The sequence below is a fragment of the Rhodovarius crocodyli genome, from assembly GCF_004005855.1.
GTDB classification, from domain to species: Bacteria; Pseudomonadota; Alphaproteobacteria; order Acetobacterales; family Acetobacteraceae; genus Rhodovarius; species Rhodovarius crocodyli.
On the sequence record NZ_SACL01000003.1, the window covers coordinates 127,091 to 148,912 of the forward strand.

Here is a 21,822-nt window from a genome sequence, read left to right on the forward strand (position 1 = left end):
CGCACCCGGAGGTTCCCATGGCCGACCCGATCAAGAAGCTGCCGATCCTGCCGGCCGAGCGCACGCTGAAGCTCATCGCCGGCCGCTGGAAGCCGATCGTCATCTACTATCTGCTGGAGGCGCCCAGGCGCCTGTCGGAGCTGCGGCGCCTGATGCCCGAGATCAGCCAGAAGGTGCTGGTGCAGCAGCTGAGGGAGCTGGAGGCCCACGGCATCCTGCGGCGGGAGGTGTTCCGCCAGGTGCCGCCGCGCGTGGAATACAGCGCCACGCCGCTGGGGCGCAGCCTGGAGGGCGTGCTGATGGCGCTGTGCGACTGGGGCCGCAGCCACGCCATGGAACTGGACGAGCTGGACCGCCTGGTGGACTGCACGGTGCGGCCGCCGCGCTGGCCCGGCCGGGTCAGCCCCGATACATCCCCCCGCCATCCACATCGATGACCGTGCCCGACAGATACCCCCCGCGCGGGCTGGCGCAGAACACGGCCAGTTCCCCGATCTCGGCGGCTTCGATGGGGCGGCCGAAGGGCAGCTTCGTCAGCGTCTCACGCCAGCGATCGGCGTCGCCCAGCGCCTTTTCGGCGTTGAAGCGGGCCTGGCGTTCCATGCGCTCCGTCGCGGTCACGGCGGGGTTGATGCCCACCACGCGCACATTGTCGGCCGGCGTGGCGGCGCCCAGCGCCTGGGTGAAGGCGATCAGCGCCGCATTGCCCGCGCTGCCGGCGATATAGCCCGCCTTGTTGGCCCGGCCCGCCATGCCGATGACGTTCACGATCACCCCGTCCCGCCGCGCCTGCATGCGGGGCAGGAACAGCTGGGTCAGGTGGATATAGCCGAACACCTTCAGGTCCCACGCGGCCTTCCAGCGTTCCAGCGTCAGGTCCGCGATGCCGCCGGAGGGGATGGCGCCGGCATTGTTCACCAGCACATCCACATCGGGGTGGGACTCGAACAGGGCCTGGCGGTCATCCTCTCGGGACAGGTCGGCCGCGACGGCGGTGACGGAGACCTGGAAGCGCCCGCGCAGCCCCTCTGCCGCCTCGACCAGGGCGGCCGGGTCGCGCGCGGCCAGGATCACGGCCGCACCCTCGGCCGCGAAGGCCTCGGCGCAGGCCAGCCCGATGCCCTTGGAGCCGCCGGTGACCAGCACCGTGCGGCCGGAAAGCCCCATGTCCATTATTCGCGCCCCAGCCGGATGCCGGCCTGGTCCACGATCCGGCGGAACTTTTCGAGTTCGCTGGTCAGGAAGGCGCGGGTGGTGTCGGGGGTGGTGGGCGCGGCGGGGTCCACGCCCGCGTCGCGCATCCGGCGAGAGGCATCGGGCTCCGCCAGCACCGCATTGGCCTGGGCGCTGATGTGGCGCGCCAGCGCGGGGTCCATGCCCTTCGGCCCCAGCAGCACGTTCCAGGTCGTGACCTCGAAGCCCGGCAGGCCGGATTCCGCCAGGGTCGGGATGTCCGGGAACAGCGGGTGGCGCTGCAGGGACGTCACGGCCAGCCCGCGCGAGAGCCCGTCGCGCAGGTGGTTCGCCGTGCTGGCCATCACTTCCAGGCTGTATTCCACCTCGCCCTTGGCCAGCGCCTCCATCACGGCGGACCCGCCGCGATAGGGCACATGTTCGGCCACCAGCCCGCCGGCCGCGATCTTCATGTACTCGCCGGTCAGATGCCCGATGCCGCCCGCGCCCGAGGTCGCCCAGCTGGCCTTGCCCGGATTGGCGCGCACATAGTCGAACAGATCCCGCACCGTTCTGAACCGCGATGTGCCAGGCACCACCAGCACCATCGGGCCCCCGCCGACCATGGCGATGGGCGTGAAATCGGCCACGGGGTCATAGGGTGTCTGGCGCGGCAGGGCGGCCGGGTTGCTCGCGTGGGAGGAAGCGGTGCCCAGCAGCAGCGTGTAGCCGTCGGCCGGGCGGTTCTTCACCCATTCGCTGCCCACGGCGCCGCCGGCGCCCGCGCGGTTTTCCACGATGACGCGGCCATTGGCGCCGAGGCGCGGCGAGAGGCGCTCCGCCATGATGCGCGCCGCGATGTCGGTGCTGCCGCCGGCCAGGAAGGGCACGGTCAGCGAGATCGGCCGGTCCGGCCAGCCGGCGGGCTGGGCGTTTGCGACAACAGGGGCGGCCAGCGCCCCCAGGAACAGGCGGCGCTTCATGCGGTCAGTTCCTCCATCGCGGCGGCCACGCCGCCCGGGCGGTGCGGCACGTTGTTCAGCTTCAACGCCATTTCCACGCTGGCCAGCGTGCCCAGCACCATCGGCTCATTCAAATCGCCCAGATGGCCGATGCGGAACACGCGGCCCGCCAGCTTGTTCAGCCCGGCCCCCAGCGAGACGTTGAAGCGGTTGCGGCAGGTGGCGCGCACGGCATCCGCGTCATGGCCATCGGGCATCAGGATGGCGGTCACGCTGTCGCTGGCACGGGCATCGTCCTGGCAGTACAGCTCGGGGCCGCCAACATTGCTATTGGGCCCGTTGCCCGACCAGTGCTTCACGGCGGCCCGCACGGCGCGCGCCAGCCGGGTGTGCCGCGCCCAGACCTGCTCCAGCCCTTCTTCCTCCAGCAGGCGCAGGGATTCCGCCAGGCCATAGAACAGCGTGGTCGGCACCGTGCCGATGAAGCTGCGGTGGCGGCGGGTCAGCATCTCCGACCAGTCGAAGTAATGCTTGGGAATGCGAGAGCCCTTATGCGCCTCCAGCGCCTTCTCCGAGACGCCGGTGAAGGAGAAGCCGGTGGGCAGCATCAGCCCCTTCTGGCTGCCGCCCACCACGACATCCACGCCCCAGGCATCCATCTCGAAGGGCAGGGAGGCGAGGGAGGAAATCGTGTCCGCCAGCAGCAGGGCCGGGTGGCCGGCAGCGTCCATGGCGGCGCGCACCGCGCCGATGTCCAGCATGGTGCCCGCCGCGGTCTCGTTATGAACGGCGCAGACGGCCTTGATGCGGTGCTCGGTGTCGCCCGCCAGCTTGGCGCGCAGGGCGCAGAAATCGGCGCCCTTGCGCCAGTCCGCCGGCAGCGTGTCGATGCACAGGCCCAGCGCCTTGCCCATCTTCGCCCAGGATTCGGAGAAATGCCCCGTCTCGATCACCAGCAGCGTGTCGCCGGTGTTGAACAGGTTGGCCATGCTGGCTTCCCAGGCGCCATGGCCCGAGGCGGTGTAGAAGAACAGGTGCTGCTTCGTGCGCAGGACGCGCTTCAGCCCCGCCACGCAACGCTCGTACAGCTCGAAGAAATCCGCATCGTTGAAGTCGATGCTGGCGTGGGAGACAGCGCGCATCACGCTGTCGGGGATGTTGGTGGGGCCCGGGTTCGCGAAGAACATCCGGCCCCGCGGCTTCTGTATGGCGTTCATTTTCTTGTGTTTCCCCCTGGCGCCCCTCGGCGCCGCTAGTCGCCGTAGGTGCTGATCTCGATCAGGTTCCCGTCAGGGTCGCGGCAATAGACGCTGTTCATCGGCCCCAGCGCGCCGAACTTCACCACCGGCCCCTCGACGATGGCGATGCCGCATTCCTTCAGATGCTCCACCACATCGGCCGACTGCACGGTGACGATGAAGCACAGGTCCTGCGTGCCGGGCTGGGTGTTGGTGCTGCTGTGCCATGCCTCGGGCGAGGCATCATGCGGGCGCAGGTTCACCTTCTGCCCGCCGAAGCGCAGCGCGGTGCGGTTGTCCTTGCCGAACACCTCGCGCTCCATCCCGAGCACGCGCTGATACCAGGAGGCAGAGACCTCCACATCCAGGACATTGATGACCAGGTGATCCAGGCGATCGACGGCAAAGCGCATTCAGGCGTCCTTTGTCAGGCGGGCGGTGACTTCGATTTCGATGCGCATCGCATCGGTCTGCAAACCGGCATGGATCAGGGTGGAGGCCGGGCGGGCGGTGCCGAAATACTTCTTCACGACAGGCCAGCAGGGTTGCCAGTCCTCTCGCCGCGGCACGATGAAGGTGGCGCGCACCACATGGTCCAGGCTGGTGCCGGCCTGTTCCAGTGCCATCGCGATGTTGCGGAAGCACTGGTCGGCCTGGGAGACCACGTCATCCGCGATGGTCATGGTCGAATAGTCGTAGCCGGTGGTGCCGGAGACGAACACGTAGTCTCCATCCACCACCGCGCGGGAATAGCCGATTTCTTCCTCGAAGACGGAACCGGAGGAGATGAGGCGACGGGTCATCAGGCGCATTTCTCCGGGCGGTGCTTGCGTTCAGTGCTGGCGGGGAATTTCGCCAGCATGGCGGCGGGCCGGATGGGCCGCGCCACCAGATTGCCCTGGCAATTGGGGCATTTCATGCCGAGGCGCTTTTCCCCGCATTCCCGGCACCAGGTGCATTCGAAGGTGCAGATCAGGGCCTGGTCGCTGTCTGGCGGCAGGTCCCGGTCGCAGCATTCGCAGTTCGGGCGCAGGGCAAGCATGGCGTTCCTCGGTGTCTGTTACTCCAGACCGTCGTAGAAATCGTTGCCCTTGTCATCCACGACGATGAAGGCCGGGAAATCCTCCACCTGGATCTTCCAGACCGCTTCCATGCCCAGCTCCGGGTATTCCAGAACCTCGACATGCTTGATGCAGTCCTGCGCCAGGCGGGCGGCGGGGCCGCCCACGCTGCCCAGGTAGAAGCCGCCGTATTTCTGGCAGGCGTTGCGCACCGCCTTGCTGCGGTTGCCCTTGGCCAGCATCACGAGCGACCCGCCGGCGGCCTGGAAACCCTCGACATAGCTGTCCATGCGGCCGGCCGTGGTGGGGCCGAAGCTGCCGGTCGGCATGCCCTCGGGCGTCTTGGCGGGGCCGGCGTAATAGACCGGGTGGTCCTTGATGTATTGCGGCAGGCCCTGGCCCGCGTCGATGCGCTCCTGCAACTTCGCATGGGCGATGTCGCGGGCGACGACGATGGTGCCGGTCAGCGACACGCGGGTCTTGACCGGGTACTGGCTCAGCGTGGCGCGGATGGCGTCCATCGGCTGGTTCAGGTCGATCTTGACGACCTCCCCGCCCAGGATGTCGTCCGTGTGCTCGGGCAGGTAATGCGCGGGCTCGGTCTCCAGCTGCTCCAGGAACACGCCCTCCGGCGTGATCTTGGCCTTGATCTGCCGGTCCGCGCTGCACGACACGCCGATGCCGATCGGCAGGGAGGCGCCGTGGCGCGCCATGCGGATCACCCGCACGTCATGGCAGAAATACTTGCCGCCGAACTGCGCGCCGATGCCCAGGTTCTGGGTCAGCTTGTGCACCTCGGCCTCCAGCTCCAGGTCGCGGATGGCGTGGCCGGACTTGTCGCCGCTGGTCGGCAGCGCATCGAGATACTTGGTCGAGGCCAGCTTCACCGTCTTCAGGTTCATCTCGGCGCTGGTGCCGCCGATGACGATGGCCAGGTGATAGGGCGGGCAGGCGCTGGTGCCGAGCGTCTTGATCTTTTCCTCAAGGAACTTCAGCAGCTTGTCCTTGTTCAGCACCGCACGGGTCTGCTGGAACAGGAAGGTCTTGTTGGCGCTGCCGCCGCCCTTCAGGACGAATTGCAGGAAGAACTCGTCGGCGTGGTATTCGCCCGGGCTCGCCATCAGGTCGAACTGCACCGGCAGGTTGTTGCCGGTGTTCACCTCGTCATACATCGACAGCGGCGCCATCATGGAATAGCGCAGGTTCGTCTCGGTATAGGTGCGGGCGACGCCCCAGCTGAGCGCCTCCTCCTCGTCACCCTCGACCCAGACGCGCTGGCCCTTCTTGCCGAACACCAGCGCCGTGCCGGTGTCCTGGCACATGGGCAGCACGCCGCCGGCGGCGATGTTGGCGTTCTTCAGCAGGTCGAGTGCCACGAAGCGGTCGTTCGCGCTCGCCTCGGGGTCCTTCAGGATGTTGGACAGCTGCTGCAGATGCGCGGGGCGCAGCAGGTGAGAGACGTTGTGGCACGCCTCGAAGGCCAGCTTCTCCAGCACTTCCGGCTTGATCTTCAGGATCGTCTTGCCGTCCACCTCGACGGTGGACACGCCCTGGATGTCCAGCTTGCGGTATTTGGTGGTGTCCTCGCCGAGCGGGAACATGGTGCTGAAGGCGTAACCCTGAGGACGGGCGGGCTGGTCAAGCGGCATGGAAGGCCCCTGAAGCTGGCTGGTTATGGGAAACCTATAGGACTAGCTGGGGCGGGGGAACAGGTGCGGAAGAGGGATGGGTGTGGGCGCGAGGGTGGATGTCATTGAGGATCTGATCGCGGAGGGCAGGATTGATTACGTGAGCCTGTCCGACATCCTGTCGGAGGCATACCAGCAAGCGGGAAAAACGCCTGGCTTCGACAGGTTCGAATACGCGATGTCCCTTCTCGAACAGATGTTGGAATACGGGTTCTTCGCCGTCGATCTGGGGCCGGAGGCCGGTGGCTGCACCCCGTGGCAGGACCAGGACCATCAGACCATCCTGGCGCGCGTTCGACATGCCTGGAACGCTGCGCCAGACCCGAGCGTCGTGGCGCTGACCCACTGGTCCTGGCTGCCTGATCATCGGCACTGACGGCAGTTTCAGTAACGCGATCTCACATGTTCCTAGTTTGTTCTTGATTTTGAGTGTGTTTTGATATAGGAAAATAGGCTCATGACGTGGAGATCATTCCGCGGCAGGCCTCACACCAGTCCCCATGCCGGATGCGGGATCTTTCCGAAGCGCGGCGGCGAATGCCGCCAGAGGTCATGTAGCCCGCACCAGCACGCTGGTATCCGTCAGCGGCTATACCCGCGTGCGGGAAGGCCGGACCGAGCATGTGGGTCCGTATCAGCGCAGCAACCCTGGTCATGGCGATACGGGTGGCTTCTCGCTTGCGATGAAGCGGCCGATTCCCGGGCAGCAGCGACCGGGTGAGCCAATCAACCAACCGCTTGAAGGTGGCGGCGTCCTGAGGGGCGGTGGTGGTGGCGGGGGAGGTGGCGGATCAAGTGCAACATCCCCGCGTCCTGCCTAACCCCCTTTGGCGCCCCGGCAAAGCGCTCCTGCGGAATCACCCGCAGAGATCGTGGCTCCAGGTGGACGGCCTATCGGATCGGTGTGGCCTCGATCACGGCCACACGTTCGAAGCCTGCCCGGAGGCGATCAGGCTGCACGAGCGATGTTCGAGCGCCTCACTGCCGGTCGCGGTGGTGTGGAAATCACGCCGCCAGGACATTCAGGCCGGCTTGTCCTGCTGCCCGACGGCAGCAGAATTAGGATATCGGCCTACATCGTCAAGCGGGTCTACGGCCGTTGATATCAATATACCTGGGATGAGAGCTGTTAGAAAAATTCATTCTTTCGATTAGGAGGTATAAAATGTCAAATATAAATCATATCATGGATCAATTCATTGCGGAGGGTGAGATAGATTACATAGCACTGTACCTCATAATAGATGGCGCGAGAGATTATTTTCCCGATTTTACCGAGAAAAATCAAATGGAAAAAACTCTGCAGTTCATCGGTTTGATGATCGATCGTGGCTTCCTGGCAGTCGATCTTCTTCCCGATGGAAAGTGCAAGCCGTGGCCAGACCAGGAAAAATCCAGCATTCTACGCCGGATCGAGCGCGACTGGTCGAGAGACGGGGACGAAATGCGTGTCGGCATGGAATATTGGTTCCATTGGCCTTACCCTCCGCAGCCGGCCTGAGACGCCCCCAGGGCATTCTGCCAGTAAACAAGCTGGGGTGCAGGGGCCTTTCGGCTCCTGCCGGGGGTGTCGGGGGCAGCGCCCCTGACTGCTGCCACGCCCGCCTCCCTTTCATACCCCCCATGCGTTGCAACGCCGCACCGAACACGCCACATCGCCCCCCATGACAAACTCACACGACCCGCTCGGCTGGCATGGCACTACCATTCTCTGCGTGCGCCGGGACGGACAGGTGGCCATGGCCGGCGATGGCCAGGTCTCCATGGGTGCTACCGTGGTGAAGAACAACGCGCGCAAGGTGCGGCGTATCGCCGGCGGCAAGGTTCTGGCGGGTTTCGCCGGCGCCACCGCCGATGCCTTCACCCTTCTGGAACGCCTCGAAGCCAAGCTTGAGCGTTTCCCGGACCAGCTCGAGCGCGCCTGCGTCGAACTGGCAAAGGACTGGCGGACGGACCGTTACCTGCGGCGGCTTGAAGCGCTGCTGGCGGTGGCCGACGCCAACCGTTCCCTGTTGCTGACCGGCAATGGCGATGTGCTGGAACCCGAGGACAGCATCATCGGCATCGGTTCGGGCGGCAATTACGCCCTGGCCGCCGCAAGGGGCCTGATGACCGTGGAGGGCATCTCCGCCGAGGAGGTGGCCCGCCGTTCGATGAAGATCGCGGCCGATATCTGCGTCTACACCAACGGCAATTTCGTGCTGGAGACGCTGTGATGGAACTCTCCCCGCGTGAGATCGTGAGCGAGCTGGATCGCTACATCGTGGGCCAGGCCGACGCGAAGCGCGCCGTGGCCATCGCCCTGCGCAACCGCTGGCGCCGCCAGCAACTGCCCGAGGCCGTGCAGGCCGAGGTGGTGCCCAAGAACATCCTGATGATCGGCCCGACCGGCTGCGGCAAGACGGAGATTGCCCGCCGCGTGGCCAAGCTGGCCAACGCCCCCTTCATGAAGGTGGAGGCCACGAAGTTCACCGAGGTCGGCTATGTCGGCCGCGATGTGGACGGCATCATCCGCGACCTGCTGGAGGTCGCGATCGTCCAGCTGCGCGAACAGGCCCGCAAGGGCGTGGCGGCCAAGGCCGAGCTCGCCGCCGAGGAACGCCTGCTGACCGCGCTGGTGGGCGAAGGTGCCTCCGGCGAGACCCGCATGAAGTTCCGCCGCATGCTGCGCGCCGGCGAGCTCGAAACCCGCGAGATCGAACTCGCGCTGACCGAGCCTGCCGCCGCGCCCATCGGCGTGATGGAAATGCCGGGCATGCCGCCCGGCATGCAGAACATGCAGGAACAGCTGGCCAAGATGTTCGGCAAGGGTGCCAAGCCCCGCAAGGTCACGGTGGCCCATGCGCGTGAGGCCCTGCTGCGCGAGGAAGCCGACAAGCTGCTGGACGAGGATCAGCTGATCCGCGACGCGGTGCGCCATGTCGAGAACAACGGCATCGTCTTCATCGACGAGATCGACAAGATCGCGCGCGGCGGCGAGGGCGGGGTGCGCGGCGGCGATGTATCCCGCGAAGGCGTGCAGCGCGACCTGCTGCCGCTGATCGAGGGCACGGTGGTCAACACCAAGCATGGCGCGGTGAAGACGGACTTCATCCTGTTCATCGCGGCCGGTGCCTTCCATGTCTCCAAGCCGTCCGACCTGCTGCCCGAACTGCAGGGCCGCCTGCCGATCCGGGTGGAGCTGACGGCGCTGAGCCGTGAGGATCTGCGCCGCATCCTGACCGACCCGGAACACTCGCTGGTCAAGCAGTACATCGCGCTGATGGGCACGGAGGGCGTGACGCTCGACGTGACCGAGGACGCGGTGGATGCGGTGGCGGATCTGGCCGCGGACATCAACGCGCGGGTCGAGAACATCGGCGCCCGCCGCCTGTCCACGGTGCTGGAACGGCTGCTGGAGGAGATCAGCTTCACCGCCTCCGACCGCGGGGGTGAGACGGTGAAGGTTGATGGCGGGCTGGTGCGGGAGAAGGTGGCCCCCTTGGCCGGGTCGGCCGATCTGTCGCGCTATATCCTGTAGTGTTGGTGCGGCCCCCGGTTCTTCTTGGGTCGGGGGTCAGACCTTTGTTCTTTTTTATAAAAAAGAACCAAAAAATTTTTGATATTATTATTCGGCGCGGATGTGCGGTTCGTGCGCCCATAAATTCGCAAAAGTCTTTTTGCTTCTTTTTCTACGGAAAAAAGAAGATCAACCAACCACCGATAGCCATCCGCCGCCCGTCGTATAAGCTGCCCCTTCAGCCATGAACGAAGGGGGCGCCGATGCCTGCGAAAGCCTGGGCCTGGTGCCTTTACGACTTCGCGAACAGTGCCTTTCCCACCATCGTCTCGACCTTCGTCATCGCCACCTATTTCACCTCCGCCGTGGCCCCCAGCCCGGTCGAGGGCCAGGCCATGTGGGGCTGGATGCAGGCGCTGGCGGGGGTGGCGATCGGCATCCTGTCGCCCATCCTGGGCGCGGTGGCCGATGCGGGCGGGCGCAGGCGGGCGCTGCTCGCGCTGTTCACCGTGCTGACCGCGCTGGCCAGCGCCGCCATCTGGTTCGTGCATCCGCGCGCGGAGGACGCGCTGGCCGCGCTGCTGCTGATCGGCATCGCGACGGTGTCCTTCGAGCTCGGCACCGTCTTCTACAACGCCATGCTGCCCACCGTGGCGCCCACCGAGAAGATGGGCCGCATCTCCGGCATCGGCTGGGGCATCGGCTATATCGGCGGGCTGCTGTGCCTGGGCGTCAGCCTGGTGGTGCTGCTGAAGCCCGATCCCGCGCCCTTCGGCCTGGACCGCGGCGCCGCCGAGCATGTCCGCGCCACCGCCCTGCTGGTCGGCGCCTGGATCCTGGCCTTCGGCTGGCCGGTGCTGCTGGCCGTGCCGGACCCGCGAGAGAAACCGCCGGTCTCGCAAGCCATCCGTGAGGGGCTGCGCGGCATCCGCGACACGCTGCGGCAGCTGCCGCACCAGCCGGTGCTGGGGCGCTTCCTGCTGGCGCGGCTGTTCTACACGGATGGGCTGAACACCCTGTTCGCCTTCGGCGCCATCTATGCCGCCGGCCGCTTCGGCATGAAGGTCGAGGAAATCCTGCTGTTCGGCATCCTGCTGAACGTCACGGCCGGCGCCGGCGCCTTCGCGGGCGGCTGGCTGGAGGACCGGCTGGGTTCCCGCCGCACCGTGCTGGCCAGCCTGGCCGCCATCATCCTGATCGGCATCGCGCTGCTGATGGTCGAAAGCCGGACGATGTTCTGGGTGCTGGGCGGGGGCTTGGGCATCTTCTTCGGCCCCGCCCAGGCGGCCAGCCGCACGCTGATGGCGCGGCTGGCGCCGCCCGACCAGGCGGCGGGGTGGTTCGGGCTGTTCGCGCTCTCGGGGCGCGTCACCGGCTTCATCGGGCCTTCGCTGCTGGCGCTGGCCACCACGCTGTTCGCCAGCCAGGTGGCGGGCATGGCGGTGGTGCTGGGTCTGCTGGGGCTGGGCGCCCTTCTCTTGCTCAGGGTGCGCGCGGCCTGAGCATTCGCCGCGCGCCGGGTGGCCGCCATGGCCCGAATGGGGCTGGCGCGCGGGTTACGCCGGTGCAATTTGCTTCGAACCGAAGGAGATTGCCCATGTACCGCCGCTCCCTGATGGCCCTGCCGGGGCTTCTCGCGACGCCCGCGCTCGCCCAGTCCTGGCGGCCGACCGCGCCTGTCCGCTATGTCGTGCCTTTCCCGCCCGGCTCCAGCTTCGATCTGGTGGGGCGGCTGGTCTCCGAGGGCGTGGCCGCCACGCTGGGCCAGTCCGTGGTGGTGGAAAACCGCCCCGGCGCCGGCACGCTGGTCGCCGTGCAGGCCGTGAAGGTCATGCCGCCCGATGGGCAGACCGTGGTGATGGTCGCCAACAGCTTCACCGTGAACCAGACCCTGCACCAGCCGCGCCCCTATGATGCGGAGCGCGATTTCGACCCGCTGGCGCTGCTGGTGGAAACCCCGCATGTGCTGGTCTGCCACCCCTCCTTCGCGACCGACTTCGCCTCCTTCCTGGCCAAGGCCAAGGCGCCGGGCGCGGGCGTGGTGTTCGGCAGCAACGGCCAGGGCACCAGCCAGCACATGGGCCTTGAGCACCTGAAGCTGCTGGCCGGGCTGAACGCCGAGCATGTTCCCTATCGGGGCGTGGCGCCCATGATGACCGACCTGCTGGCCGGCCGGGTGAACTACACCCTGGCCAACCTGCCGGATGCGCTGGACCCGATCCGTGACGGGCGCCTGGTGGGGCTCGGCATCGTGTCGGCCACGCGCCACCGCCTGGTGCCGAACCTGCCCACCATGGCGGAGCAGGGCTTCCCGCAGCTGGTCTCCGACACCTGGTATGGCGTCGTGATGCCCTCTGGCGGCCGCCCCGAGGTGAAGGCAGCGCTGTCGGCCGCCATTATCGGCGCGATCGGCAAGCCGGAGCTGAAGCCGCGGCTGGAAGGGATGGGGCTGGATGTGATGGCCCAGGGCCCGGCGCAGCTGGCCGAGCGCATCCGGCGCGATACCGTGACCTATGCCGAGGTGGTGCGGCTGGCGAATTTGAAGCCGGAGTGATCTTCTTTTTCTGTAGAAAAAGAAGCAAAAAGACTTTTGCGAGTTCAGGGTGAAGGCGCGCCTTCACCCCCATAACCACACTTAACTGACAAAGATTTTTTGGTTCTTTTTTGTAAAAAAGAACAAATCACCCTTCCAGCGTAATTCCCGTCAGCGTCGCCATCTCATGCCAGCGCTCCACATCCTGGCGCTGGAACGCCGCGAATTCCGTGGCGCCCAAGGTGGCCGGGTTGAACCCGAAGCCCTGCACGCGACGGATGTTCTCCTGGCTCTGCATCGCCGCCACGAAGGCGTCGGAGTAGCGCTTCACCATCTCCTCCGGCGTGCCGTGCGGCGCGAACATGCCGAACCACGCATCGACGGCCATATAGGGCACGCCGGCCTCGGCGGTGGTCGGCACGTCCGGGAAGTCCGCCATCCGCGCGGGCCCGCCGATGGACAGCGCCCGCAGCCGCCCGTCGCGCACCAGCGCCATGACGGAGGGCCAGGTCGAGACATAGAAATCCACGAGCCCCGCCACCGTGTCCTGCGCGGCCGGGGCGGCCCCGCGATAGGGTACATGGGTGCTGTTCAGCCCCTCGCGGCGGGAGAAGGTCTCGCCCAGCACATGAGACGCCGAGCCCGCCTGGGAGGAAGCATAGGCCAGCCGCCCGCCGTTCTTGCCCATCGCCGCCAGCCCGGCCATGTCGCGCGCCGCATGGCCGGCGGGCACCACGGTGGCGTGATGCACGGAGGCCAGCCGCGCGATCGGCGCGAAGCTGTTGATGACATGATAGGGCAGGTTGCGCGCCAGCCACTGGTTGGAGGCATGGGTCTGGTTATGGCCCAGGATCAGCGTCGTGCCGTCCGCCGGTGCCTCGGCCGCGGCGCGCGTGCCGATGATGCCGCCGGCCCCGCCCCGGTTGTCGATCACGAAGCGCAGGTCGAGCGCGCGGCCCACATCCTCGGCCAGGGCGCGGGCCAGGATGTCGGTGGAACCGCCCGGCGGCGCGGGCACGATCAGGCGGATGGTGCTGCCGGCGCGCTGGGCGCGGGCAATGGCGGGGGCGGCCAAGGGGGCGGAAAAGACGGCGGCAAACAGGGCGCGGCGAGCGGTGAACATGGGTTTTCCTCCGGACCGGCCACCTCTGCGGCGGCCGGGCGTTCCGGTCAAGCCGCCGCTTTCCGCGAGATTACCACATGACATGCCCGTCCAGGTTGTGCGATTCCCTGGCCATGCTCGACAAGACCAGCCAGATGCGCCGCGCCATCGCCAATGACTGGCTGGTGCCCCCGTATTACGAGCAGGCGGAAAACTGGCTCGACCCCTTCTGGGGCGAGGAGACACACTTCCGCCGCTGGTTCGAGATGCTGGACCTGACGCGCGTGGTCGAACTGGCCTGCGGGCATGGCCGGCACGCGGCGCAATGCATCGGGCGGGTGGGCGAGATCACGCTGGTGGATGTGCTGCAGACCAACATCGACGCCTGCCGCGAGCGCTTCGGTGCCGACCCGCGCGTGCATTACCTGGTGAACAACGGCAACGACCTGCCGGGGTTGGAAAGCGGCGCCTATTCAGCCCTGTTCAGCTATGACGCCATGCTGCATTTCGAGCTGCTGGACGTGCTGGATTACCTGCGGGAGACGGCGCGCGTGCTGCGCCCGGGCGGGCGGGCGCTGCTGCATGTCTCCAACAACCTGGAAAATCCGGGCGGCCACTATCACCAGAACCGGCTGTGGCGGAACTTCGGCAGCCTGGACGTGGTGCGCCATGTGGCGGACCGCATGGGCCTGCGCACGCTGGAACACACCACCATCGACTGGGAGGGGCAGGAGGCGATCGACGGCCTCCTGCTGGTCGAGAAGGCGGATCAGTAACCCGCGGCGAAATCCACCAGGTTGATCAGCGGCCGGCCGTCCTTCAGGCGCGTCAGGTTCTCGACCACCTGCGGGGCCGCGCTACGCGGAATGGTGATGCTGCTGGCATGCGGCCACACCAGCACCTTGGGGTGGCCCCAATAGGGGTGGTCGGCCGGCAGGGGCTCGGGCTCGAACACATCCAGCGCGGCGGCGGCGACATGGCCGCTGTCGAGCGCCGCCAGCAGGTCCGCATCCACCACATGCCCGCCGCGGGCGGAGTTGATCACATAGGCCCCCTTGGGCAGCAGGCCCAGCGTGTCCTTGTTGATCACGCCGCGCGTGTCGGGCGTCAGCGGCAGCAGGCAGCACAGGATGTCGGTCTGGGCCAGCATGTCGCGCAGCCCGGCATCGCCGTGGAAGCACCGGATGCCCTCGACCTCACGCGGGTTGCGCGTCCAGCCCATGACGGGGAAGCCCAGGTGGCGGCACAGCTGCGCCGAATGCGCGCCCAGCTGCCCCAGCCCCAGGAAGCCCACCCGCCGTTCGGAGGTCATGGGCGCCGGCAGCTCGTTCCACATGCGGGCTTCCTGCTGGGCGCGGTATTCCAGGTCCTGCCGGTGGAAGCGCAGCACGTTCATCAGCACCCACTCGCCCATGGCGGTGGTCAGCATGTCGTCCTTCAGGCGGGCCACCGGAATGCCCGGCGGCGGGCCCGGGGCGCGCAGCAGGTGGTCCACGCCCGCACCCATGGAGACGATGAGCTTCAGGTTCGGATAGCGCCGCAGCTCACCCATGTCATGCGCGGTCCAGCACACGGCGGCCTCGATGTCCTCGGGGTTGCCGGCCTCGGGGAACAGGCGGATGTCCAGCGTGGGGTCCAGCGCCAGCAGCGCGTCGCGCCAGGCTTCCATGGCATTCAGTTTGGTGGACAGAAGGATCGCCATGGCCTGTTCGCTCTCGGTAAGGGGCAGGGAAGGGCTGCTCTACATCGCCCCCCGCCCCGCGACCAGCCTCAGGCGGCGGCCAGCCCCACGCCGGGGCGGCGGTGCAGCAGCATCAGCGACAGCGTCATGCCGAGTGCCACCAGGGCGGGGATGGTCATCGGCACCGGGTCACCCACGCGCAGGTGGCTGATCACGGCCCCCACCAGGATGGCGGCCATCAGCGCCGCCGCCGGTTGCAGGCTGCGCCGGTGCAGCAGGGCGAAGGCGCCGGCGAATTCCAGCACGCCGATCGCGTACATGAACCAGGGCGCGTAGCCGAAATGCTCGAAGCCATGGATTTCGAAGGGGTGCGCCGTCAGCTTCATGGCGCCGGCGATGGTGAACAGCACGACCAGCAGGGTCCTGAGGACCCGGTCGCTCCAGATGGCGATGTCCGTCATTGATCCGATCCTTGTTGGCCGAAGCCGCCGGCGGCCAGGTGCCGCCGACAGGCCGGATAGTGCAGGATCGTAACGGCGAAAATCGCCAGTTCTGTTGAGGCGGCGCCTCAGTTCCCCACGTTTTCGATGCGGTAGGGATGCGCCGTGTAGGTGCCCAGCACCCGCAGCTCATGGGAGAAGAACTTCAGCTCCTCCAGCGCGCGGGCCATGGCGGGTTCCTCGGGGTGGCCGTCGGCGTCGCACAGGAACTGCACGGCGGTGAAGCGCCCGCCCAGCATGTAGGATTCCAGCTTGGTCAGGTTCACGCCATTGGTCGCGAAGCCGCCCAGCGCCTTGTACAGCGCGGCCGGGATGCTGCGCACCTGGAACACGAAGGTGGTGACGCAGCGCGGCGTGCCGGGCTTGGGCAGGGCCGCATCGCGCGACATCACATAGAAGCGGGTGGTGTTGCCCGCCTCGTCCTCGACATTGCGGCGCAGGATCTCAAGCCCGTAGGTCTCGGCGGCCAGAGAGCTCGCGATCGCCGCGTCCTCCAGCCCGCCGCGCTCGGCCAGCAGCTTGGCGGCGCCCGCGGTGTCGGCCTCGATGACGGGCTGCAGCTTCAGCTCCTTCAGCACCTTCAGCACCTGGCCGAGGGCCATCGGGTGGGAATGCGCGCGCTTCAGCCCCTCGATGGTCGCGCCCTTGTTGCCCAGCAGGCAGTGCTCGACGCTTTGGAAATGCTCGCCCACCACGAACAGGCCGCTTTCGGGCAGCAGGCGGTGGATGTCGGGCACGCGGCCCGCGAGGTTGTTCTCACACGGCAGCATCGCGAGGTCCGCCTTGTGGTCGCGCACCGCCTCGATCGCCGCCTCGAAGCTGGCGCAGGGCAGGGTGGTCCAGCCGGGATAGGCGTGGTGGCAGGCCAGGTCCGAATAGGCACCGGGCATGCCCTGGAAGGCGATGATGGGCATGTCGTTCAGGCTTTCAACAGGGTGCGGGCGTGTTCCAGGTCCTCGGGCGTATCGACGCCGAAGGGGCCGTGCGGCACGCGCGCCACGGCGATGCGCATGCCCGCTTCCAGCGCGCGCAGCTGTTCCAGCTTCTCACGCCGTTCCAGCGGGCTTTCGGGCAGGGTGACGAAGCGTTCCAGCGCCGCCCGGCGATAGCTGTAGACGCCGATATGGTGCCACAGCGGGCCTTCGCCCCAGGGCACGGCGGCACGGCTGAAATAGGGGGCGGGCGCCACCTCGGCGCCTTCGGCGAAGACGCAGGCGCATTTCACGTAACTGTCCTTCGCGGCCTCGGCCGCATCCGCGATGGGCGCGACCAGGCTGCCGATATCCACCGCCGGGTCGGCCAGCGGGCGCAGCACGGCCGAAAGCAGTTCCGGCGCCAGGGTCGGCGCGTCGCCCTGCAGGTTCACCACCACGTCGTGCCGGCCCTCGGGGTCCAGCGCATCCACCGCGCGCTTCACGCGGTCGGTGCCGGAGGGCAGGTCATCGGCGACCAGCACGGCGGTGCCGCCCGCGGCCTGCACGGCGGCGACGATCTCAGGCTCACCGGCAGCGACCGCCACCGGGCCGATCCCGGCCTCCAGCGCGCGCCGCAGCACATGCACGATCATGGGCGCGCCGTGGATGTCGGCCAGAGGCTTGCCGGGCAGGCGGGTGCTGCCCATGCGCGCGGGGATGACGATGATCGGGTTCACGGAACTGACCTGGCCCTTCCCGGGGAGAGTTGATGGCGTTTTGTCACGCCTATATGGTGCGGCGCGTCTTAGGAAGCCCCTGCGCCCCTTGCCAAGCCGGGGGCTGGTGCAGCAATAAGGCATGAGGGCCGTGCGGACGTTTTCGCGCGGAGGCAAGGATACAGGAAGGTTACGGGTCCCGATGGCCAATCTGGAGATGAACAAGATCTTCGCCGCGCCGCTGGTGGCCGGCGTGGTTTTCATGGGCGCGGGCTTCCTGGGCGAATTGCTGGTCCACCCGAACAAGCCGCATGAGACGGCCATCCACATCCAGGGCGCCGCCCCTGCCGGCGGCGGTGCCGCCGCCCCGGCCGCGCCCCCGGCAGAGCCGCCGATCGGCCCGCTGCTGGCCAATGCCAATGTGGACAACGGCCGCACCATCGTGACGCGCCAGTGCGGCTCCTGCCACACCTTCACCGACGGCGGCCGCAACGCGGTGGGCCCGAACCTGTACGGCATCGTGAACCGCGACCACGCGGCGCATGAGGGCTTCAGCTACTCCACCGCGATGCGCGGCAAGGCCGGGCATCCGTGGGATTATGAGGCGCTGAACAACTTCCTGGCGCACCCGGCGGCCACCATCCCCGGCACCCGCATGGCCTTCGCCGGCATCCGCAACATCGAGCAGCGCGCGGACGTGATCGCCTATCTGCGCAGCCTGGCCGCCAACCCCGCGCCGCTGCCCTGATCGCATGACGCCGAACCCGGAGATCGTGGCGGCGGCCACCGAGGCCGCCGACATTGCCGGGCGCGTCATTCTTCCCTTCTTCCGCCGCCCCCTCGATGTTGAGGGCAAGTCGGACGAATCGCCCGTCACCGCGGCCGACCGCGGGGCGGAGCTCGCGATCCGCGAGTTCCTGGGCAAGCGTTTCCCCGACCACGGCATCTGGGGCGAGGAATTCGGCGCCGACCGCGCCGATGCCGAATGGGTCTGGCTGCTGGACCCGATCGACGGCACCCGCGCCTTCATCACCGGCCGGCCGCTGTTCACCACGCTGATTTCCCTGCTGCACCGGGGCCGCCCCGTGCTGGGCATCATCGACCAGCCCGCGACGCGGGAACGCTGGCTGGGCGTGGCAGGCCAGCCCACGACCTTCACCGGCCCCTTCGGCGGCACCGCCGGCTGCCGCCCCTGCGGCCGCCTGGCCGAGGCCGAGCTGAGCTGCACCTCACCCGAGATCTTCACCCCCGCCGACCTGCCGCGATTCGAGAAGCTGCGCGCGGCCTGCAAGCGCGTGACCTGGGGCGGCGATGCCTATGGCTACGGGCTGCTGGCGCTGGGCGCCATTGACGTGGTGGCCGAATCGACCCTGAAGCCCTGGGACTGGGCGGCGCTGGGCCCGGTCATCCAGGGTGCCGGCGGCAGCCTGACGGATTGGCAGGGGCGGGAGCTGACGCTCGATTCGCCCGGCGACGTGATCGCGCTGGGCGACAAGGCCCTGCTGCCCGAGGCGCTGCGGCTGCTGGCCTAGGCGTCATCCCCCAGCGCGCGGCGCCGTAACTCCCGCACGCGCTGGGCACCGCCGTTCAGCATCGGATAGATGACCATCGCGGCCTCCTGGCTGCGCAGCGCGCCCGCGAAATCCCCCCGTTCCTCCTGCCACTGGGACAGCAGCATCAAGGCGGTCCAGTAGCGCGGCTCCAGCCGCAGCGCCTGTTGCAGGTCGTTCACGGCCGCCTGGCTGTCGCCGGCGGCGTGGTTGGCCTGGGCGCGGGCCAGCCAGGCATCCGGCAGCTCCGGCGCCAGGGTCAGGGCGGCGTCGAAATCCTCCAGCGCATCATCGGCCTGGCGCGCGATCATGTTGCGCTGGCCGCGTGCCAGCAGCAGCGTCACGGCGGGCGTCGCGCGCGCCGCCAGCAATTGCAGCAGGCGGCGTTCGACCAGCGCCGCGCCCTCGGCATCCGGGGCGGTGCGCAGGGCGGCGAAGGCGCGGTCCAGCTCCTGTGCGGGGTTGGCGGGCTGGGCGGCGGGCGGCGGCGGCGCGGGTGAGACGCGCGGCTGGGCCAGCGCCGGGCCGGCCAGGCCGAGAAGCAGAAGGGATAGGGCTGCGCGCATCCAGCAGCATGTGCGCAGCCACCCGCCGGGCGTCAACGATTACCAGCGGCAACACGCCCGGCCGTTCCGAAAGTGCTTTGGCACATATCTTGCTCACCAAGCTATGTGGGCTGGTGCGGAATCCGCCGCATCTCCCTGATTTCGTTTGAAGGAGGGGTTCATGGACAACAAGGTTCGCCGTATCGGCGTTCTCGCACCGCCCGGAAACACGGCAATGGAGCGCGAATTGCCGCTCTATGTGCCGCCCGGCATCCTGGTCAACCACAACCGCCTGTCGCGCCCCGACAGCTCCATCAGCGCCGAGAGCCTGCGCGCCATGGCGCAGTCGCTGGACCAAGCCGCGCATGACATCGCCCAGGCCTACCCTGAGGTCATCATCTACGGTTGCACCAGCGCCAGCTTCCTCGAAGGGCTGGGGCAGGAGGCACGGCTGGCCGACCGCATCACCGCGCAGACAGGCATCGCCGCCGTCACCACCTCCACCGCCGTGGTCGAGGCGCTGAACGCCTTCAACGCCCGCCGCGTGTTCATGATCACGCCTTATCCGGATGCGGTGAACGAGAAGGAAGTGGTGTTCCTGGAGCACTATGGTTTCTCGGTCGGCGCCATGGATACCTTCCGCCGCGACACCAGTGAGAAGATCCGCGAACTGTCCTCCGACGACGTGTTCGAGATGGTGCTGGCCAACAAGACGGCGATCGCGGGCTGCGACACCATCTTCCTGTCCTGCACCAACCTGTTGACCATGGATCGCATCGCGGACATCGAGACCGCGCTGGACCGGCCGGTCGTCAGTTCCAACCAGGCCTCGCTGTGGGCTGCGCTTCAGCGCATGAAGGTGCCGCCGCGCGCCAATGGCGCGGGCCGGCTGTTCGAGACAAGCCTGGCGGTGCCGGCATGATTGCGCTGCCCCGCCGCGCCCTGCTGGGCGCACTTGCCACCGCACCGATCGCCGCCCCCTTCACCGCTTGGGCCCAGGAAGCCTGGCCGACCCGTTCCGTGCGGATCGTGGTGCCCTACGGCCCCGGCTCCACCGACATTCTCGCCCGCATGGTGGCTGAGCCCCTGACCCAGGCCTTCGGCAAGCCCTTCGTGGTCGAGAACAGGCCGGGCGGCGGCGGCATCACCGGCACCACGCTGGTGGCGCAGGCGACGGACGGCCACACGCTGCTGATGGCCACCAACGGCACGCACGGCATCAATTCCGGCCTGCATCCCAGCCTGTCCTACGATGCGGTGCGGGACTTCACGCCCATCATCAAGGTGGCCAGCGTGCCGCTGGTGCTGATCGTGCGGCCGGACATCCCGGTGCATTCGGTGGCCGAGCTGGTCGCGCTGGCCAAGGCCCAGCCGGACGGGCTGAACTTCGGTTCCGCCGGCATCGGCGCCTCGGGCCACATCGCGGGCGAGATGTTCAAGCGCCAGACCGGCACGGAATTCGTCCATGTGCCCTATGCCGGCGACGGGCGGGCGCTGACCGACATGATCGGCGGGCGGCTGACCTTCATGTTCGCCAACCTGCCGGCGACCATGGCCTTCATCCGCCAGAACCAGGTGCGCGCCATCGGCGTGACCGGGGACAGCCGCGCCCCCGCCCTGCCGGATGTCCCGACGATGAAGGAAGCCGGCCTCGCGGATTTCAGGATCGACCCCTGGTACGGGCTGATCGCGCCCGCCGGCATGCCGGGGCCGGTGGCGAATCGCATCAACGAGGTGGTGTCGATCTTCCTCGCGCAGCCCGTCGCCAAGGAGCGCCTGGCCGGACTCGGCGCCGAGTTCCGTCCCGAAAGCGCCCAGGCCTTCGCCACCGGCATCCGGGAGGACATCACGCGCTACACCGATACCATCAGGGCCGCGAACATCACGCTGAGCTGACCGGGGGGGTGCGTTGTCCCTGGACCCGACGCTGGGTCCAGGGCGCCGCCGCCCCGGCGCCCGGCTTGACAAGACCCTGCCGGCGTAAGGTGATCGGCGCCTTCGCTGATAACGGAAACGTCCACAATGTCGCTGACCATCTATGGTGTCCTGCGCTCGCGCGCCTCGCGGCCGGTCTGGCTCGCCCATGAGCTCGGGCTCGACTTCCAGCATGTGCCGGTGATCCAGTCCTACCGCCTGGCCGATGCGGCAGCCGCCGACGCGCCGCTGAACACCGCCTCGCCTTCCTTCCTGGCGGTCAATCCCAACGGGATGGTTCCCAGCATGAAGGACGGCGATTTCGTCCTGCATGAGTCGCTGGCCATCTGCCTCTATCTGGCGCGCAAGGCCGGCGGCGAGCTCGCGGCGCGCGACGCGCAGGAAGAAGCGCTGATGACCCAATGGGCGCTCTGGGCCGCGACCGAGGTAGAGCCGCGCAGCCTGTCCATCCTGCGCGGCGTCGAGGCCGAGGCCAATGCCGCCGCGCTGCGCCGCCCCTTCGCGGTGCTGGAGAAGGCGCTGAAGGCCGGTGGCGGCTTCGTGCTCGGCGGCCGCTTCACCGTCGCCGACATCATGGTGGCCGAGATCGTCCGCTATGCCGCGGCCAACAAGGCGCTGTTCGCGGAGTTCCCGGCGATTTCCGCCTGGCTGGCCACGGCCCAGGCGCGCCCGGCGCATCAGCGCATGGCGGCCGACCGCGCGAAGGAGCCGGCGTAAGCCGGCCC

26 protein-coding genes are annotated in these 21,822 nt (G+C 67.9%); 13 read left to right on the forward strand and 13 right to left on the reverse strand.

Features of this window, described 5'->3' with window-relative positions:
• Positions 1 to 17 precede the first annotated feature (17 nt).
• The gene (locus EOD42_RS09755; RefSeq protein ID WP_127787342.1) at positions 18 to 437 is read left to right on the forward strand and encodes a winged helix-turn-helix transcriptional regulator; all 420 of its coding nucleotides are present in this window, start codon (positions 18 to 20) and stop codon (positions 435 to 437) included.
• On the opposite strand, the gene EOD42_RS09760 is transcribed toward EOD42_RS09755, so the two are convergent.
• Genes EOD42_RS09760 through EOD42_RS09790 form a run of 7 tightly spaced genes read right to left on the reverse strand, consistent with a single transcriptional unit; the run spans position 400 to position 6,083 of the window.
• Positions 400 to 1,173 carry a short-chain dehydrogenase/reductase gene (locus EOD42_RS09760; RefSeq protein ID WP_127787343.1) on the reverse strand — a complete coding sequence of 258 codons (774 nt, stop codon included), beginning with the start codon at positions 1,171 to 1,173 and terminating at the stop codon, positions 400 to 402. The two genes, EOD42_RS09755 and EOD42_RS09760, sit on opposite strands and share 38 nt — an antisense overlap.
• Positions 1,173 to 2,156, reverse strand: coding sequence for a Bug family tripartite tricarboxylate transporter substrate binding protein (locus EOD42_RS09765; RefSeq protein WP_127787344.1), 984 nt, complete (start codon positions 2,154 to 2,156; stop codon positions 1,173 to 1,175). The genes EOD42_RS09760 and EOD42_RS09765 overlap by 1 nt, the downstream gene beginning before the upstream one ends.
• Positions 2,153 to 3,352: a pyridoxal-phosphate-dependent aminotransferase family protein gene (locus EOD42_RS09770; RefSeq protein WP_127787345.1), complete on the reverse strand. Its 1,200-nt coding sequence runs from the start codon at positions 3,350 to 3,352 to the stop codon at positions 2,153 to 2,155. The genes EOD42_RS09765 and EOD42_RS09770 overlap by 4 nt, the downstream gene beginning before the upstream one ends.
• 35 nt (positions 3,353 to 3,387) lie before the next feature.
• Complete coding sequence (locus EOD42_RS09775; RefSeq protein WP_127787346.1) at positions 3,388 to 3,786, reverse strand: VOC family protein; 399 nt, start codon at positions 3,784 to 3,786, stop codon at positions 3,388 to 3,390.
• A complete protein-coding gene (locus EOD42_RS09780; protein ID WP_127787347.1) occupies positions 3,787 to 4,176 on the reverse strand; it encodes a RidA family protein in 390 nt (129 codons plus the stop codon).
• Positions 4,176 to 4,415, reverse strand: coding sequence for a DUF1272 domain-containing protein (locus EOD42_RS09785; RefSeq protein WP_127787348.1), 240 nt, complete (start codon positions 4,413 to 4,415; stop codon positions 4,176 to 4,178). Before EOD42_RS09785 ends, EOD42_RS09780 begins: the two co-directional genes overlap by 1 nt.
• A gap of 18 nt (positions 4,416 to 4,433) precedes the next feature.
• Positions 4,434 to 6,083 (reverse strand): fumarate hydratase, encoded by a 1,650-nt coding sequence (locus tag EOD42_RS09790; RefSeq protein WP_127787349.1) that lies wholly within the window; start codon positions 6,081 to 6,083, stop codon positions 4,434 to 4,436.
• A gap of 139 nt (positions 6,084 to 6,222) precedes the next feature.
• Here EOD42_RS09790 and EOD42_RS09795 point away from each other — a divergent pair, with 139 nt between their 5' ends.
• The 6 genes from EOD42_RS09795 to EOD42_RS09820 all read left to right on the forward strand — a co-directional run bounded on the left by EOD42_RS09795 (position 6,223) and on the right by EOD42_RS09820 (position 12,175).
• On the forward strand, positions 6,223 to 6,498 hold the full coding sequence (locus EOD42_RS09795) for a hypothetical protein (RefSeq protein WP_127787350.1): 276 nt from the start codon (positions 6,223 to 6,225) through the stop codon (positions 6,496 to 6,498).
• Between the two features lie 810 nt (positions 6,499 to 7,308).
• Complete coding sequence (locus tag EOD42_RS09800) at positions 7,309 to 7,623, forward strand: hypothetical protein (RefSeq protein WP_127787351.1); 315 nt, start codon at positions 7,309 to 7,311, stop codon at positions 7,621 to 7,623.
• Positions 7,624 to 7,786: 163 nt separating this feature from the next.
• Complete coding sequence (gene hslV / locus EOD42_RS09805; RefSeq protein ID WP_127787352.1) at positions 7,787 to 8,338, forward strand: ATP-dependent protease subunit HslV; 552 nt, start codon at positions 7,787 to 7,789, stop codon at positions 8,336 to 8,338.
• Positions 8,338 to 9,642: an ATP-dependent protease ATPase subunit HslU gene (hslU, locus tag EOD42_RS09810; protein WP_127787353.1), complete on the forward strand. Its 1,305-nt coding sequence runs from the start codon at positions 8,338 to 8,340 to the stop codon at positions 9,640 to 9,642. Before hslV ends, hslU begins: the two co-directional genes overlap by 1 nt.
• Positions 9,643 to 9,884: 242 nt before the next feature.
• The gene (locus EOD42_RS09815) at positions 9,885 to 11,123 is read left to right on the forward strand and encodes an MFS transporter (RefSeq protein WP_127787354.1); all 1,239 of its coding nucleotides are present in this window, start codon (positions 9,885 to 9,887) and stop codon (positions 11,121 to 11,123) included.
• Positions 11,124 to 11,218: 95 nt separating this feature from the next.
• Positions 11,219 to 12,175 carry a Bug family tripartite tricarboxylate transporter substrate binding protein gene (locus EOD42_RS09820; protein ID WP_127787355.1) on the forward strand — a complete coding sequence of 319 codons (957 nt, stop codon included), beginning with the start codon at positions 11,219 to 11,221 and terminating at the stop codon, positions 12,173 to 12,175.
• Positions 12,176 to 12,302: 127 nt separating this feature from the next.
• Here the strand turns inward: EOD42_RS09820 and EOD42_RS09825 are convergent, their stop codons facing one another.
• A complete protein-coding gene (locus EOD42_RS09825) occupies positions 12,303 to 13,277 on the reverse strand; it encodes a Bug family tripartite tricarboxylate transporter substrate binding protein (protein ID WP_127787356.1) in 975 nt (324 codons plus the stop codon).
• Positions 13,278 to 13,390: 113 nt separating this feature from the next.
• Here EOD42_RS09825 and EOD42_RS09830 point away from each other — a divergent pair, with 113 nt between their 5' ends.
• Positions 13,391 to 14,032, forward strand: coding sequence for a class I SAM-dependent methyltransferase (locus EOD42_RS09830; protein WP_164867860.1), 642 nt, complete (start codon positions 13,391 to 13,393; stop codon positions 14,030 to 14,032).
• Here EOD42_RS09830 and EOD42_RS09835 read toward each other — a convergent pair.
• The 4 genes from EOD42_RS09835 to EOD42_RS09850 form a co-directional block, all read right to left on the reverse strand.
• Complete coding sequence (locus EOD42_RS09835) at positions 14,026 to 14,958, reverse strand: 2-hydroxyacid dehydrogenase (protein WP_127787358.1); 933 nt, start codon at positions 14,956 to 14,958, stop codon at positions 14,026 to 14,028. The genes EOD42_RS09830 and EOD42_RS09835 overlap by 7 nt on opposite strands.
• A 68-nt stretch (positions 14,959 to 15,026) precedes the next feature.
• Positions 15,027 to 15,398, reverse strand: a complete 372-nt coding sequence (locus EOD42_RS09840) for a DoxX family protein (protein WP_127787359.1) — start codon at positions 15,396 to 15,398, stop codon at positions 15,027 to 15,029.
• A 107-nt stretch (positions 15,399 to 15,505) separates the two neighbouring features.
• Positions 15,506 to 16,351: a prephenate dehydratase gene (locus EOD42_RS09845; RefSeq protein WP_127787360.1), complete on the reverse strand. Its 846-nt coding sequence runs from the start codon at positions 16,349 to 16,351 to the stop codon at positions 15,506 to 15,508.
• A gap of 5 nt (positions 16,352 to 16,356) precedes the next feature.
• Positions 16,357 to 17,088 carry a 3-deoxy-manno-octulosonate cytidylyltransferase gene (locus EOD42_RS09850; RefSeq protein ID WP_127787361.1) on the reverse strand — a complete coding sequence of 244 codons (732 nt, stop codon included), beginning with the start codon at positions 17,086 to 17,088 and terminating at the stop codon, positions 16,357 to 16,359.
• 181 nt (positions 17,089 to 17,269) lie between these two features.
• On the opposite strand from EOD42_RS09850, the gene EOD42_RS09855 reads away from it, so the two are divergent.
• Positions 17,270 to 17,815: a c-type cytochrome gene (locus EOD42_RS09855; RefSeq protein ID WP_127787362.1), complete on the forward strand. Its 546-nt coding sequence runs from the start codon at positions 17,270 to 17,272 to the stop codon at positions 17,813 to 17,815.
• A 4-nt stretch (positions 17,816 to 17,819) separates the two neighbouring features.
• Positions 17,820 to 18,599: an inositol monophosphatase family protein gene (locus tag EOD42_RS09860; RefSeq protein ID WP_127787363.1), complete on the forward strand. Its 780-nt coding sequence runs from the start codon at positions 17,820 to 17,822 to the stop codon at positions 18,597 to 18,599.
• Here EOD42_RS09860 and EOD42_RS09865 read toward each other — a convergent pair.
• Positions 18,596 to 19,183 carry a tetratricopeptide repeat protein gene (locus EOD42_RS09865; RefSeq protein ID WP_127787364.1) on the reverse strand — a complete coding sequence of 196 codons (588 nt, stop codon included), beginning with the start codon at positions 19,181 to 19,183 and terminating at the stop codon, positions 18,596 to 18,598. The genes EOD42_RS09860 and EOD42_RS09865 overlap by 4 nt on opposite strands.
• Positions 19,184 to 19,343: 160 nt before the next feature.
• On the opposite strand from EOD42_RS09865, the gene EOD42_RS09870 reads away from it, so the two are divergent.
• From EOD42_RS09870 to EOD42_RS09880, 3 genes are all read left to right on the forward strand, one after another.
• Positions 19,344 to 20,084 (forward strand): maleate cis-trans isomerase family protein, encoded by a 741-nt coding sequence (locus EOD42_RS09870; RefSeq protein ID WP_127787365.1) that lies wholly within the window; start codon positions 19,344 to 19,346, stop codon positions 20,082 to 20,084.
• Positions 20,081 to 21,058: a Bug family tripartite tricarboxylate transporter substrate binding protein gene (locus EOD42_RS09875; protein WP_127787366.1), complete on the forward strand. Its 978-nt coding sequence runs from the start codon at positions 20,081 to 20,083 to the stop codon at positions 21,056 to 21,058. The genes EOD42_RS09870 and EOD42_RS09875 overlap by 4 nt, the downstream gene beginning before the upstream one ends.
• 126 nt (positions 21,059 to 21,184) lie before the next feature.
• Positions 21,185 to 21,814: a glutathione S-transferase family protein gene (locus EOD42_RS09880; protein ID WP_127787367.1), complete on the forward strand. Its 630-nt coding sequence runs from the start codon at positions 21,185 to 21,187 to the stop codon at positions 21,812 to 21,814.
• Positions 21,815 to 21,822 lie beyond the last annotated feature (8 nt).

Excerpts from the sequence above, each read along its gene's own strand:
- EOD42_RS09755 (WP_127787342.1), top strand. The coding sequence starts at position 18 with ATGGCCGACCCGATCAAGAAGCTGCCGATCCTGCCGGCCGAGCGCACG.
- EOD42_RS09760 (WP_127787343.1), bottom strand. The coding sequence starts at position 1,173 with ATGGACATGGGGCTTTCCGGCCGCACGGTGCTGGTCACCGGCGGCTCC.
- EOD42_RS09765 (WP_127787344.1), bottom strand. The coding sequence starts at position 2,156 with ATGAAGCGCCGCCTGTTCCTGGGGGCGCTGGCCGCCCCTGTTGTCGCA.
- EOD42_RS09770 (WP_127787345.1), bottom strand. The coding sequence starts at position 3,352 with ATGAACGCCATACAGAAGCCGCGGGGCCGGATGTTCTTCGCGAACCCG.
- EOD42_RS09775 (WP_127787346.1), bottom strand. The coding sequence starts at position 3,786 with ATGCGCTTTGCCGTCGATCGCCTGGATCACCTGGTCATCAATGTCCTG.
- EOD42_RS09780 (WP_127787347.1), bottom strand. The coding sequence starts at position 4,176 with ATGACCCGTCGCCTCATCTCCTCCGGTTCCGTCTTCGAGGAAGAAATC.
- EOD42_RS09785 (WP_127787348.1), bottom strand. The coding sequence starts at position 4,415 with ATGCTTGCCCTGCGCCCGAACTGCGAATGCTGCGACCGGGACCTGCCG.
- EOD42_RS09790 (WP_127787349.1), bottom strand. The coding sequence starts at position 6,083 with ATGCCGCTTGACCAGCCCGCCCGTCCTCAGGGTTACGCCTTCAGCACC.
- EOD42_RS09800 (WP_127787351.1), top strand. The coding sequence starts at position 7,309 with ATGGATCAATTCATTGCGGAGGGTGAGATAGATTACATAGCACTGTAC.
- hslV (WP_127787352.1), top strand. The coding sequence starts at position 7,787 with ATGACAAACTCACACGACCCGCTCGGCTGGCATGGCACTACCATTCTC.
- hslU (WP_127787353.1), top strand. The coding sequence starts at position 8,338 with ATGGAACTCTCCCCGCGTGAGATCGTGAGCGAGCTGGATCGCTACATC.
- EOD42_RS09815 (WP_127787354.1), top strand. The coding sequence starts at position 9,885 with ATGCCTGCGAAAGCCTGGGCCTGGTGCCTTTACGACTTCGCGAACAGT.
- EOD42_RS09820 (WP_127787355.1), top strand. The coding sequence starts at position 11,219 with ATGTACCGCCGCTCCCTGATGGCCCTGCCGGGGCTTCTCGCGACGCCC.
- EOD42_RS09825 (WP_127787356.1), bottom strand. The coding sequence starts at position 13,277 with ATGTTCACCGCTCGCCGCGCCCTGTTTGCCGCCGTCTTTTCCGCCCCC.
- EOD42_RS09830 (WP_164867860.1), top strand. The coding sequence starts at position 13,391 with ATGCTCGACAAGACCAGCCAGATGCGCCGCGCCATCGCCAATGACTGG.
- EOD42_RS09835 (WP_127787358.1), bottom strand. The coding sequence starts at position 14,958 with ATGGCGATCCTTCTGTCCACCAAACTGAATGCCATGGAAGCCTGGCGC.
- EOD42_RS09840 (WP_127787359.1), bottom strand. The coding sequence starts at position 15,398 with ATGACGGACATCGCCATCTGGAGCGACCGGGTCCTCAGGACCCTGCTG.
- EOD42_RS09845 (WP_127787360.1), bottom strand. The coding sequence starts at position 16,351 with ATGCCCATCATCGCCTTCCAGGGCATGCCCGGTGCCTATTCGGACCTG.
- EOD42_RS09855 (WP_127787362.1), top strand. The coding sequence starts at position 17,270 with ATGGCCAATCTGGAGATGAACAAGATCTTCGCCGCGCCGCTGGTGGCC.
- EOD42_RS09860 (WP_127787363.1), top strand. The coding sequence starts at position 17,820 with ATGACGCCGAACCCGGAGATCGTGGCGGCGGCCACCGAGGCCGCCGAC.
- EOD42_RS09865 (WP_127787364.1), bottom strand. The coding sequence starts at position 19,183 with ATGCGCGCAGCCCTATCCCTTCTGCTTCTCGGCCTGGCCGGCCCGGCG.
- EOD42_RS09870 (WP_127787365.1), top strand. The coding sequence starts at position 19,344 with ATGGACAACAAGGTTCGCCGTATCGGCGTTCTCGCACCGCCCGGAAAC.
- EOD42_RS09875 (WP_127787366.1), top strand. The coding sequence starts at position 20,081 with ATGATTGCGCTGCCCCGCCGCGCCCTGCTGGGCGCACTTGCCACCGCA.
- EOD42_RS09880 (WP_127787367.1), top strand. The coding sequence starts at position 21,185 with ATGTCGCTGACCATCTATGGTGTCCTGCGCTCGCGCGCCTCGCGGCCG.